The sequence below is a fragment of the Citrobacter amalonaticus genome, from assembly GCF_001559075.2.
Taxonomy (GTDB): Bacteria; Pseudomonadota; Gammaproteobacteria; order Enterobacterales; family Enterobacteriaceae; genus Citrobacter_A; species Citrobacter_A amalonaticus_F.
The window spans coordinates 820,036-832,681 of the sequence record NZ_CP014015.2; the positions used below are offsets into that span (position 1 = coordinate 820,036).

The following is a 12,646-nucleotide window of genomic DNA, read 5'->3' on the forward strand; positions in this document are numbered from 1 at the left end:
TCAACAGATAAACGCATTAAGGATTTTGCATGTCAGAAAATGAAAACCTGCTGCTGAGATTGCGCCAGAGCGTTGATGGATATAGCCGAACACAACAGAAGCTAGGAGAGTTTGTACTTAGCGATCCGGCAAAAGTTGTCTACCTGACGATTACCGAACTGGCGCGTGAAAGCGGCACCAGCGAGGCTAGCGTCACACGTCTGTGTCGAACGCTGGGGTGTAAGGGCTATAACGAATTCAAAATGGCGCTGGCACTCGATCTCCGACAAGGACAGTCTGTAGAGCACAGCGGTGATGAGATTGACAATGTGGTCAATGAATCCGTGCAAGCGCTGCAGGACACCGCAAAATTACTCGACAGGCCCCTACTGGAAGCAGCCGCGTTTGCACTGCATCAGGCTCAGTCAGTGCAGATTTATGGCGTAGCGGCCAGTGCCATTCTGGGGGAATATTTACATTACAAACTCCTGCGTCTGGGAAAACCCGCACAGTTGTTCAGCGACATGCATCGTGCTGCCATGAACGCCACAACGCTGAGTAAAAACACGCTCGTGGTGGCGATTTCCAGTTCAGGCTCCACGCGCGATCTACTGCATGTCGTAAAACTGGCGCGTAAGCAAGGTGTGCGCGTACTGGCGCTGAGTAATACGCCGCGCAGCCCGTTAGCGTCGCTGAGTGATATTCAACTGGTCGCGGCCAAACCAGAAGGTCCCTTGAGTGCCGGCGCGCTAAACGCCAAGGTGGGAGTGATGCTGTTGATAGAACTGCTCACGACATCGCTGATTGCGTTGGATGAAAAGTACAGCGATGTGAGCCAGCAAACGGCCAGCGCGACCCTACCGCTACTGCTTTAAAGACATAAAAAAACCCGCCGAAGCGGGTTTCTTAGAGCATAAAGCGACAGTAATAAATTACTGACCTTTGATCTCTTTACGACCGTTGTACGGTGCTTTTTCACCCAGCGCTTCTTCGATACGAATCAGCTGGTTGTATTTAGCAACGCGGTCAGAACGGCTCATAGAACCGGTTTTGATCTGGCCTGCAGCGGTACCCACAGCCAGGTCAGCGATGGTAGCGTCTTCAGTTTCACCGGAACGGTGAGAGATCACAGCCGTGTAGCCAGCGTCTTTCGCCATCTTGATTGCAGCCAGCGTTTCGGTCAGAGAACCGATCTGGTTGAATTTGATCAGGATGGAGTTAACGATGCCTTTTTCGATACCTTCTTTCAGGATCTTGGTGTTGGTTACGAACAGATCGTCACCAACCAGCTGGATTTTGTCGCCCAGTACTTTGGTCTGGTATGCAAAACCGTCCCAGTCAGACTCGTCCAGACCGTCTTCGATAGAAACGATCGGGTACTGTTTGGTCAGGTCTTCCAGGAAGTGAGTGAATTCTTCAGAGGTGAACGCTTTGTTGCCTTCGCCAGCCAGAACGTATTTACCGTCTTTGTAGAATTCAGATGCTGCACAGTCCATCGCCAGAGTGATGTCTTTGCCCAGCTCGTAGCCAGCAGCTTTAACCGCTTCAGCAATGACAGCCAGCGCTTCAGCGTTGGAGCCCAGGTTCGGCGCATAGCCACCTTCGTCACCCACAGCGGTGTTCATGCCTTTCGCTTTCAGCACTTTAGCCAGGTTGTGGAACACTTCAGAACCCATACGTACGGCTTCTTTCAGGGTTTTCGCGCCAACCGGCTGAATCATGAATTCCTGGATGTCGACGTTGTTGTCAGCGTGCTCACCACCGTTGATGATGTTCATCATCGGAACCGGCATGGAGTATTTGCCCGGAGTACCGTTCAGCTCAGCGATGTGCTCGTACAGCGGCATGCCTTTAGCAGCAGCCGCCGCTTTGGCGTTAGCCAGAGACACCGCCAGGATGGCGTTCGCACCGAAGTTGGATTTGTTTTCAGTACCGTCCAGATCGATCATGATCTTGTCGATGCCAGCCTGATCTTTGGCATCTTTGCCAAGGATAGCCTGAGCGATCGGGCCGTTAACCGCGCCAACAGCTTTCAGTACGCCTTTACCCATGAAGCGGGATTTGTCGCCATCGCGCAGTTCCAGCGCTTCGCGGGAGCCCGTAGAAGCACCTGACGGAGCTGCTGCCATACCGACGAAACCACCTTCCAGGTGTACTTCGGCTTCAACAGTCGGGTTACCACGGGAGTCGATGATTTCACGACCGATGACTTTAACGATTTTGGACATTAGGTTTTCCTCAGTACAAGTTAAACTAAAACTCCAGACAAACAACGCGTACCTTTGGTACGCGTTGCCGTTCTAACTTTTTTTACTTCTTACTTCGCCTGACGCTTCTGATGCTCGCTGGCGGCTTTCACAAAGCCAGCAAACAGCGGATGTCCATCACGTGGCGTGGAAGTAAATTCCGGATGGAACTGACAGGCCACGAACCACGGATGATTCGGTACCTCAATGATCTCGACCAACTGATCATCACCGGAACGGCCTGCAACGCGCAGACCCGCAGCTTCAATCTGTTTCAACAGCATATTGTTGACTTCGTAACGATGGCGATGACGCTCAACAATAGTCGGCGTGCCGTACAACTGACGGACCAGACTATCGTCGCCAAGCTGACACTGCTGCGCGCCAAGACGCATGGTGCCGCCCAGATCGCTCTTCTCGGTACGGACTTCAACGTTACCGTCTTCGTCACGCCATTCGGTAATCAGCGCCACAACCGGGTACTTACAGTCTGGCACAAATTCCGTCGAGTTGGCGTTGTCCATACCGGCGACATTACGCGCAAACTCAATCAACGCAACCTGCATACCCAGGCAAATGCCCAGATAAGGAATATTGTTCTCACGCGCATAGCGTGCAGTCGCGATCTTCCCTTCTACACCACGGTAGCCGAAGCCGCCAGGGATCAGGATAGCGTCCAAATCTTTCAGGATTTCGACACCGCGCGTTTCAACATCCTGCGAATCAATCAGCTTGATGTTGACGGTCACGCGATTTTTCAGACCGCCATGTTTCAGCGCTTCAATCACGGATTTATAGGCATCCGGCAGTTCAATGTACTTGCCGACCATCCCAATCGTGACTTCGCCTGCCGGGTTCGCTTCTTCGTAAATAACCTGTTCCCATTCGGCCAGGTTAGCTTCCGGACACTCTAAGCTGAATCGTTTACAAATATAATCGTCCAGGCCCTGCGATTTCAACATGCCTGGAATTTTATAGATGGAATCGACATCTTTCAGAGAAATCACCGCTTTTTCCGGAACGTTACAGAACAATGCAATTTTCGCACGTTCGTTAGCCGGGACAGCGCGGTCAGAGCGGCAAATCAGGATATCAGGCTGAATACCGATAGAGAGCAGCTCTTTTACAGAGTGCTGTGTCGGTTTTGTTTTCACTTCGCCTGCCGCCGCCATGTACGGAACCAGCGTCAGATGCATAAACAGGGTGTGTTCACGGCCAATTTCAACGGCCATCTGGCGAATCGCTTCAAGGAACGGCAGAGATTCGATATCACCGACGGTGCCGCCGATTTCAACCAGAACAACGTCATGGCCTTCGCCACCTTCCAGCACGCGTTCTTTGATGGCATTGGTGATGTGCGGGATAACCTGTACGGTCGCGCCCAGATAGTCGCCACGGCGCTCTTTACGCAGAACGTCAGAGTAGATACGACCCGTGGTGAAGTTGTTGCGGCGGCTCATTTTAGTGCGAATGAAACGCTCGTAGTGACCCAGGTCCAGGTCGGTTTCAGCGCCGTCTTCAGTAACGAACACTTCCCCGTGTTGGATTGGGCTCATGGTGCCAGGATCGACGTTGATATACGGATCCAGTTTCATGATGGTCACGTTGAGGCCACGGGCTTCAAGAATGGCTGCGAGGGAGGCTGCGGCAATGCCTTTACCCAGAGAGGATACGACCCCGCCGGTCACAAAAATATAGTTCGTTGTCATGCTGAACCTGAGAAGTTAGGGTGAAACGATGGAATAACCAGGACGGGAAAGTAGTATACCCGAACATGACGTACGCCACAAACTTTCATTATCCCTCCTCTTCGTCAGCTCACATTTAACATCGGGAGTGAGAAAATAGCCCCTTTGGGGTAAATGTTTTTGACGCAAATCAAGCGCTTGTTATTTAAAAAATCACACAAAACGCCCTTGACCGCTCAATTTCCTTAGAGATCAATTTCCTGCCGTTTTACCTGCTGCCAGACTTCTTCCATCGTTTCCAGGTCAACACCAGTCATTTCCAGGCCCCGCGCCGCCACAATCCGTTCGACCTCACGAAAACGCCGCTCGAACTTTTCGTTGGCTTTTTGCAGCGCGGTCTCCGCTTTGGTGCCTAAATGACGGGCCATATTGACGGTGGCAAACAGCAAATCGCCCATTTCCTCTTCCAGTTTAGCCTGGTCGACAACGACCTGCCGGGCCTCATGCATGACCTCGTCGATCTCTTCGTACACCTTATCAACCACCGGCCCCAGCGTCGTCCAGTCAAAACCGACATTCGAACAGCGTTTCTGGATTTTCTGCGCCCGCATCAGCGCGGGTAAACTGCGCGGAATATCATCGAGGGCAGAATGCTGCGCTTTTTCCGCCCGTTCGCCTGTTTTGATTTGTTCCCAGCGGGCCAGCACTTCACTGCTGTTGCGGGCGGAAGCCTCGGCAAAAACATGCGGATGGCGGCGCTCAAGTTTGTCACTGATAGCGGCACAAATATCATTGAAATCAAAGCGCCCTTCTTCCTGGGCTATCTGCGCGTAAAACACCACCTGAAACAGCAGATCGCCCAGTTCGCCGCGCAGGTCGTCAAAATCCTCACGGGAAATCGCGTCGAGCACTTCGTAGGTTTCTTCAAGGGTGTAAGGGGCGAGCGTGGCGAAAGTCTGTTCGTTATCCCACGGACAGCCGGTTTCCGGGTCGCGCAGGCGTTGCATGATGCCAAGCAGGCGGTCAATTTGAGTCATTGGAACATCCTGAAAACACAGGCCCGATGAGCGAAACGCCAGCGGGCCTGGAAAGTAAAATTAATTGCCGTGCAAACGACGCGCGTCAATCACATCGGGTACCTGATTCAACTTGCTGAGCACGCGTCCCAGCACCTGCAGGTTGTAGATTTCAATCGTCATATCGATAGTAGCAAGCTGCTGTTTGGTATCGCTACGACTGGCAACGCCGAGCACATTGACCTTCTCGTTTGCCAGAATCGTCGTGATATCACGCAGTAAGCCGCTGCGATCGTTGGCCTGTACGCGCACCACCAGCGAATATCCCGCCGAATAGCTTTCGCCCCAGACGGCCTCCACAAGGCGTTCCGGCGCATGCGCACGCAGTTCGACCAGTTGCTCACAGTCCGCCCGATGGACGGAAATCCCGCGGCCCTGGGTAATGAATCCAACAATCTCATCGCCCGGAATCGGCTGGCAGCAGCGGGCAATGTGATGCATCAGATTACCTACGCCTTCCACAACGACACGACCATCGTCTTTACGCCGGTTCTGCGGAGCATGCGTTTTCTGCTGAAGCTGTTTCAGCGCGGCGGCATCTTCTTCGGCGGCGCTCGGTTTGTTGAACTGCGATTGCAGGAAGTTCACCATCTGATTCAGACGGATATCGCCCCCGCCAATCGCCGCCAGCAGTTCCTCCAGCTCGTTGAAGTTGTAGCGCGGCAGCAGATGCTTTTCCGCTTCTTTCAGGCTGATCCCTAAATGCGACAACTCGTCGTCCAGAATCTGCCGTCCGGCAAGGATGTTCTTGTCCCGATCCTGTTTGCGGAACCAGGCGTGGATTTTCGAGCGCCCACGGCTGGTCGTCACATAGCCCAGGTTCGGATTCAGCCAGTCACGGCTCGGGTTCGGCTGTTTCTGGGTGATGATTTCGATCTGATCGCCCATCTGCAACTGATAGGTAAACGGCACGATGCGCCCACCGATTTTCGCCCCAATACAACGGTGCCCCACATCACTGTGAATGTGATACGCAAAGTCGAGCGGCGTGGAGCCAGCGGGCAGATCCACGACATCGCCTTTCGGCGTAAAGACGTAGACCCGATCGTCAAACACCTGACTGCGCACTTCGTCGAGCATTTCGCCAGAGTCCGCCATCTCTTCCTGCCAGGCGATCAGCTTACGCAGCCAGGCAATGCGATCCTCATGGCCGGAACGCGCTCCGCCTGCGGCTGCGCCTTCTTTGTACTTCCAGTGCGCGGCGACGCCCAGCTCGGCATCCTCGTGCATCTGCTTGGTGCGAATCTGGATCTCAACCGTTTTGCCGCCCGGCCCCAACACCACGGTGTGAATCGACTGATAGCCATTCGGTTTCGGGTTGGCGACATAGTCGTCAAACTCATCCGGCAGATGGCGATAGTGCGTGTGCACAATCCCCAGCGCGGCGTAACAATCCTGCAATCGCTCGGCGACGATACGCACGGCGCGGACGTCAAACAGCTCATCAAATGCCAGATGCTTTTTCTGCATTTTTCGCCAGATGCTGTAGATGTGTTTCGGGCGCCCGTACACTTCCGCCTTTACGCCTTCCGTTTTCATCTCTGAGCGCAGATGCCCCACGAACTCTTCTATGTAATGCTCACGATCGATACGGCGTTCGTGCAGCAGTTTGGCAATGCGTTTGTACTCGGCAGGATGCAGATAGCGGAAGCAATAATCTTCCAGCTCCCACTTCAACTGCCCGATGCCTAATCGGTTCGCCAGCGGCGCGTAGATATTGGTGCACTCTTTCGCCGCCAGCACGCGCTCATCTTCCGGCGCGTCTTTCACCTCGCGCAGATGAGCGATTCGTTCGGCAAGTTTAATGACCACGCAGCGGAAATCGTCGACCATCGCCAGCAGCATGCGCCGCACGTTGTCGACCTGCTCGGAGGAGACGGAATCGGTATGGGTCGCTTTCAGTTGGCGAATGGCCGCCATGTCACGCACGCCATGAATCAGATTGACGATAGACTTACCTACGCTTTCCTGCAGGGTATCTTCGCTAACGACATTGGCATCTGCCAGAGGGAACAGTAGCGCAGCCCGCAGCGTGTCGATATCCATACTCAGCGTCGAGAGGATTTCCACCATCTCCACGCCACGCCACAGCAGCAGTTCCGCATCTGGATGCCCCTGTGTCTGTTGCAGGCAATACGCCCAGGTTTCGGCTAAGCGTTCACATGACTGCTGGCTGGTGATCCCAAGACTTTCGATCCACTTTTTCGGGTCAAATTCCCCAGCTTTGTTTAAATGTGCACTTCTTACCGCAACCATTGTCCTCTCCTTAAGGGACGTGACCTGTCGAAGTCGACAAGTCGTGATTCATTATGAATGCTCAAACAATACCATCGATTCCAGGTGTCCCGTGTGGGGGAACATGTCGAGCATCGCCAGCCGCTGTATCTGGTATCCTGCGCGTAATAACGCCTCACTATCACGCGCCAGCGTGGCAGGATTACAGGATACATAAACAATACGGCCAGGCTGCAATTTTATAATATGTTGCATCACGCCCGCAGCCCCTGCGCGCGCAGGGTCGAGCAAGATTTTATCAAAACCGTTTTTGGCCCACGGCTGTCGGGTAACATCCTCTTCAAGATTTTCATGAAAGAATGTCACATTGTGTAACCCATTTTGTTGTGCATTTTCGCGCCCTTTTTCCACCAGCGCAGGTACGCCTTCCACCCCGACGACGCTTGCCGCCCGGGTTGCCAGCGGGAGTGTAAAATTGCCCATCCCGCAGAAGAGATCCAGCACGCGATCGCCAGGCTGTACGTCCAGCCATTCCAGCGCGCTGGTCACCATTTTCTGGTTCACCCCTGCATTGACCTGAATAAAATCACGCGGACTAAAGTTTAAGCGTAGCCCGTTTGATTCATACCAGGGCGTCTGACCAGAAACCGTTTCCAGTATCTCGCTTTGCGGCGCCAGATACAGAGACAGTCCCTTTGAATGCGAAAAGCGTTCCAGTTTTTCGTTATCCGCGCCGCTTAACGGCGCGGTATGGCGCAGAATCATCAGCGTGCCGCTGCCTGCCTGCACCAGTTCAACGTGTCCCAGATGGCGAATTCCCTGCAGGCTGCCGAGGCATGCCCTGAGATCGGGCAGCAATGCTTCAAGTTGGGGCGCCAGAATGGGGCACTGTCTGACATCAACGATGTCGCTGGACGCTGACTTGCGAAACCCCATCTGGAACTGCTGGGTCTTCGGCTGGTAGTTGAGACTTAACCGAGCGCGGCGGCGATAGCCCCACGGCGCATCGGCGATCACCTCAGTGACATTGTTGTTCATCAGGCGTGACAGCGCGGCGCTTTTACTGCGCTGCTGCAGTTCGATGCTGGCGTGCTGTTGCTGACAGCCGCCGCAAATGCCAAAGTGCGGACAGCGCGGCGTGACGCGATCCGGGCTATCATTCAAACGGCGCTTAACCTGGGCTTTCGCGTACTGTTTTTTATCTTCGGTGATCGCCACGTCCGCACTTTCCTGCGGCAACAATCCGGGGATAAACAACGTCTTTCCGTTGTGTCGCGCAACGCCCTGACCAAAAGAATCGAGGTCATTGACGGTAACGGTTATGATCTGGCGCGTCGTCACGCGCCGTTTTGCAGAGTAGAATTGCGCCATCGACGAGAATATTCTCAATTTAACAGTGTGACCCTAATTGTCCCATAACGGAACTCCATGACCAACTACAGCCTGCGCGCTCGCATGATGATTCTGATCCTGGCCCCGACCGTACTTATCGGTTTACTGCTCAGTATCTTTTTCGTTGTGCATCGCTACCACGACTTGCAGCGTCAACTGGAAGATGCCGGTGCCAGTATCATCGAGCCTCTCGCGGTCTCTACCGAATACGGTATGAACCTGCAAAACCGCGAATCCATCGGCCAGCTCATCAGCGTTTTGCATCGCCGCCACTCAGAGATTGTGCGGGCGATTTCGGTCTACGACGAGAATAATCACCTCTTCGTCACCTCGAATTTCAATCTCAATCCGTCGGAAATGCAGCTGCCTCCGGGCTCACCGTTTCCACGCCGACTGAGCGTTGAGCGTCATGGCGATATTTTAATCCTGCGCACGCCGATCATTTCCGAAAGCTATTCGCTTGATGAATCCCCGGCTACTGACGCGAAAAACGCGGGTAATATGTTGGGATATGTGGCGCTTGAGCTAGATCTCAAGTCGGTCCGCTTACAACAGTATAAAGAAATCTTCATTTCTTCCGTCATGATGCTGTTTTGTATAGGCATTGCGCTGATCTTTGGCTGGCGTCTGATGCGCGATGTGACAGGGCCGATTCGTAACATGGTCAATACGGTTGACCGCATCCGCCGGGGGCAACTCGACAGCCGCGTTGAGGGCTTTATGCTCGGCGAGCTGGATGTGTTGAAAAACGGCATTAACTCGATGGCCATGTCGCTCGCTGCCTATCACGAAGAGATGCAGCACAATATCGATCAGGCGACCTCCGATTTGCGTGAAACGCTCGAGCAGATGGAGATCCAGAACGTCGAGCTGGACCTGGCGAAAAAACGTGCGCAGGAAGCCGCGCGCATCAAGTCTGAGTTTTTGGCCAACATGTCCCATGAGCTGCGCACCCCGCTGAACGGCGTGATCGGCTTTACGCGCCTGACGCTGAAAACCGAGCTGAATACCACCCAGCGCGACCACCTGAATACCATCGAGCGTTCGGCAAATAACCTGCTGGCAATCATCAACGACGTTCTCGATTTCTCTAAGCTGGAAGCGGGTAAACTTATTCTCGAAAGCATTCCCTTTGCACTTCGCAATACGCTTGATGAAGTGGTGACGCTGCTGGCGCATTCGTCGCACGACAAGGGGCTGGAGCTGACGCTCAATATTAAGAATGACGTACCGGATAACGTGATTGGCGACCCGCTGCGTTTACAGCAGGTCATCACCAATCTGGTCGGCAACGCGATTAAATTCACCGAGAGCGGCAACATCGACATTCTGGTGGAAAAGCGCTCGCTGAGTAACACCAAAGTGCAGATCGAAGTGCAGATCCGCGATACCGGCATCGGCATCCCCGAACGCGACCAGTCGCGCCTGTTCCAGGCTTTCCGTCAGGCCGATGCCAGTATTTCCCGTCGTCACGGCGGCACCGGGCTGGGGCTGGTGATCACACAGAAACTGGTTAACGAGATGGGCGGCGATATCTCCTTCCACAGCCAGCCGAATCGCGGCTCAACCTTCTGGTTCCATATCAATCTCGATCTGAATCCGAATGTGATTAAGGATGGCCCGGCCACCACGTGTCTGGCAGGTAAACGTATTGCCTACATTGAGCCAAATGCCGCTGCCGCACAGTGTACGCTGGACATTCTCAGCGAAACGCCGCTGGAGGTGGTTTATAGCCCAACGTTTTCCGCACTGGCCGTTGAGCACTACGACTTTATGCTGCTTGGCGTTGCCGTCACCTTCAAAGAGCCGCTGACAATGCAGCACGAACGGCTGATTCAGGCGACCCAAATGGCCGAATTCCTGATGCTGGCGCTGCCGTGCCACGCTCAGGTAAATGCCGAGAAACTCAAACAGGACGGCGTGGCCAGCTGTCTGCTAAAACCCCTGACCTCCACGCGTCTGCTGCCAGCACTGGTGGATTTGTGTCGTCAGAACCCCCACGAAAACGCGCTGGTCTCAGACGAGAGCAAAATTGCTATGACGGTTATGGCGGTTGATGATAATCCAGCCAACCTGAAGCTGATCGGCGCACTGCTGGACGATCTGGTTCAACACGTTGAACTGTGCGATAGCGGCCAACAGGCGGTCGATCGCGCGAAGCAGATGCAGTTTGATCTGATCCTGATGGATATTCAGATGCCGGACATGGATGGCATTCGGGCCTGCGAACTGATCCACCAGCTTCCTCATCAACAGCAAACCCCGGTGATCGCCGTCACCGCGCACGCGATGGCTGGCCAGAAAGAGAAATTGCTGAGTGCCGGAATGAATGATTATCTGGCAAAACCGATCGAAGAAGAAAAGCTGTTTAACCTGCTGCAACGCTACAAACCCGGCGCAAGTACCCCGACGCGCCAGCTTAGCGCTGAACCGATCGAACCGGTTTTCAACCCGAATGCCACGCTGGACTGGCAACTGGCGCTGCGTCAGGCCGCCGGAAAACCCGATCTGGCACGCGATATGCTGCAAATGCTGATCGATTTCTTGCCGGAAGTGCGTAATAAAATCGAAGAGCAACTGGTGGGGGAAAATCCGCAAGGCTTAATCGATTTGATTCATAAGCTGCATGGCAGTTGCGGTTATAGCGGCGTACCGCGCATGAAGAGTTTGTGTCAGTTACTGGAAAGCCAGCTACGCGAAGGGACGCCAGAAGAAGATCTGGAGCCCGAGTTTCTGGAACTGCTGGACGAGATGGATAACGTGGCGCGTGAAGCGCGAAAATGGCTGTTATAGGCCGGACTGGCATCGCGCCATCCGGCCTGCCGCTCGCTCAGCGTAGCGTCTGCCCCATTTTGAGCGTCGCCGCGACGTTGCGCGCGGTCATGCGCACGTTCTCTGCGGCGTTCTTCAACGCATCGTCCAGCGTACAGATGGTATAAATCACGCTAAAGACGGCATCCAGTCCATGTTCATGGACAATGCCAACATCGGCCGTCAGGCTACCGGCAATGCCGATCACCGGTTTGTGGTAGCGCTTTGCCACCTTCGCCACCCCTACCGGGACTTTACCGTGGATCGTCTGGCTATCCATGCGCCCTTCGCCGGTCACCACCAGATCGGCATCGGCAACGCACGCATCCAGCTGTAGCGCATCGGTGACTATCTCAATTCCGCGTCGCAGTTGCGCACCGCAAAACGCGTAAAGCGCTGCGCCCATACCGCCTGCCGCACCGCCGCCAGCCAGTTCAAGGACATCCACCTCCAGATCGCGGGCGATAATCTGCGCATAATGCACCAGCGCCGTATCCAGACGGTCGATCGTCTCTGCCGTCGCCCCTTTCTGTGGGCCAAACACCGCTGACGCCCCCTCTTTACCGGTCAACGGGTTAGTCACATCACACGCGACTTCGATACGGCATGCGGCAAGACGCGGATCCAACTGGCTGATATCGATCCGTGCAAGCGCATCGAGCGCCGCTCCGCCTTTACCAATTTCATTCTGCCGGGCATCGAGCAATTTTGCCCCCAACGCCTGCACCATGCCCGCACCGCCGTCGTTGGTCGCACTGCCGCCGAGCCCGATAATAATATGATCTACGCCAGCATCCAGCGCATGACGAATCAACTCCCCGGTTCCCCAGGAGGTTGTCTTTAATGGATCGCGTAACGCGACAGGCACCTGCTCCAGGCCGCTGGCTGCCGCCATCTCAATGAAGGCCGTGCGCTCGTCGCCGGATAAGCCGAAAAACGCGGTGACGGGTTCCCCCAGAGGCCCCGTGACGTCGACATCAACAATGCGTCCCGCCGTCGCCGCCACCATGGCTTCAACCGTTCCTTCACCGCCATCAGCAACCGGAAGTTTTACGTAATCCGCATCGGGCCAGATTTCACGAAAACCTTGCTCAATGGCGTTCGCCACCTCGAGAGCACTCAAACTTTCCTTATACGAGTCCGGTGCGATCACTATTTTCATAAGCCATCCTTACGCATGTTGACTCAGCTAAGCATACACCCGGTTTACCGATAAAAA

Annotated in this window: 8 protein-coding genes; 2 read left to right on the top strand and 6 right to left on the bottom strand. The window is 54.5% G+C overall.

What is annotated here, in order from left to right; genetic code table 11:
* Positions 1 to 29 precede the first annotated feature (29 nt).
* Positions 30 to 854, top strand: coding sequence for a MurR/RpiR family transcriptional regulator (locus AL479_RS03965; RefSeq protein ID WP_061075134.1), 825 nt, complete (start codon positions 30 to 32; stop codon positions 852 to 854).
* A 57-nt stretch (positions 855 to 911) separates the two neighbouring features.
* On the opposite strand, the gene eno is transcribed toward AL479_RS03965, so the two are convergent.
* The 5 genes from eno to rlmD form a co-directional block, all read right to left on the bottom strand.
* Positions 912 to 2,207: a phosphopyruvate hydratase gene (gene eno / locus AL479_RS03970; protein ID WP_042322547.1), complete on the bottom strand. Its 1,296-nt coding sequence runs from the start codon at positions 2,205 to 2,207 to the stop codon at positions 912 to 914.
* 89 nt (positions 2,208 to 2,296) lie between these two features.
* Positions 2,297 to 3,934 (bottom strand): glutamine hydrolyzing CTP synthase, encoded by a 1,638-nt coding sequence (gene pyrG / locus AL479_RS03975; protein WP_042999517.1) that lies wholly within the window; start codon positions 3,932 to 3,934, stop codon positions 2,297 to 2,299.
* 224 nt (positions 3,935 to 4,158) lie between these two features.
* The gene (mazG, locus tag AL479_RS03980) at positions 4,159 to 4,950 is read right to left on the bottom strand and encodes a nucleoside triphosphate pyrophosphohydrolase (protein ID WP_061075135.1); all 792 of its coding nucleotides are present in this window, start codon (positions 4,948 to 4,950) and stop codon (positions 4,159 to 4,161) included.
* A 60-nt stretch (positions 4,951 to 5,010) separates the two neighbouring features.
* Complete coding sequence (relA, locus tag AL479_RS03985) at positions 5,011 to 7,245, bottom strand: GTP diphosphokinase (RefSeq protein ID WP_061075136.1); 2,235 nt, start codon at positions 7,243 to 7,245, stop codon at positions 5,011 to 5,013.
* A gap of 51 nt (positions 7,246 to 7,296) precedes the next feature.
* Positions 7,297 to 8,595, bottom strand: a complete 1,299-nt coding sequence (rlmD, locus tag AL479_RS03990; protein ID WP_061075137.1) for a 23S rRNA (uracil(1939)-C(5))-methyltransferase RlmD — start codon at positions 8,593 to 8,595, stop codon at positions 7,297 to 7,299.
* 57 nt (positions 8,596 to 8,652) lie between these two features.
* Between rlmD and barA the strand changes: the two genes are divergently transcribed.
* Entirely contained in the window at positions 8,653 to 11,409 is a 2,757-nt protein-coding gene (gene barA / locus AL479_RS03995) for a two-component sensor histidine kinase BarA (RefSeq protein ID WP_105291716.1), read from the top strand.
* Between the two features lie 37 nt (positions 11,410 to 11,446).
* Here barA and AL479_RS04000 read toward each other — a convergent pair whose 3' ends face one another.
* Positions 11,447 to 12,589 carry a glycerate kinase gene (locus AL479_RS04000; protein WP_061075138.1) on the bottom strand — a complete coding sequence of 381 codons (1,143 nt, stop codon included), beginning with the start codon at positions 12,587 to 12,589 and terminating at the stop codon, positions 11,447 to 11,449.
* Positions 12,590 to 12,646: the final 57 nt, after the last annotated feature.

Excerpts from the sequence above, each read along its gene's own strand:
- pyrG (WP_042999517.1), bottom strand. The coding sequence starts at position 3,934 with ATGACAACGAACTATATTTTTGTGACCGGCGGGGTCGTATCCTCTCTG.
- relA (WP_061075136.1), bottom strand. The coding sequence starts at position 7,245 with ATGGTTGCGGTAAGAAGTGCACATTTAAACAAAGCTGGGGAATTTGAC.
- barA (WP_105291716.1), top strand. The coding sequence starts at position 8,653 with ATGACCAACTACAGCCTGCGCGCTCGCATGATGATTCTGATCCTGGCC.
- mazG (WP_061075135.1), bottom strand. The coding sequence starts at position 4,950 with ATGACTCAAATTGACCGCCTGCTTGGCATCATGCAACGCCTGCGCGAC.
- AL479_RS03965 (WP_061075134.1), top strand. The coding sequence starts at position 30 with ATGTCAGAAAATGAAAACCTGCTGCTGAGATTGCGCCAGAGCGTTGAT.
- eno (WP_042322547.1), bottom strand. The coding sequence starts at position 2,207 with ATGTCCAAAATCGTTAAAGTCATCGGTCGTGAAATCATCGACTCCCGT.
- rlmD (WP_061075137.1), bottom strand. The coding sequence starts at position 8,595 with ATGGCGCAATTCTACTCTGCAAAACGGCGCGTGACGACGCGCCAGATC.
- AL479_RS04000 (WP_061075138.1), bottom strand. The coding sequence starts at position 12,589 with ATGAAAATAGTGATCGCACCGGACTCGTATAAGGAAAGTTTGAGTGCT.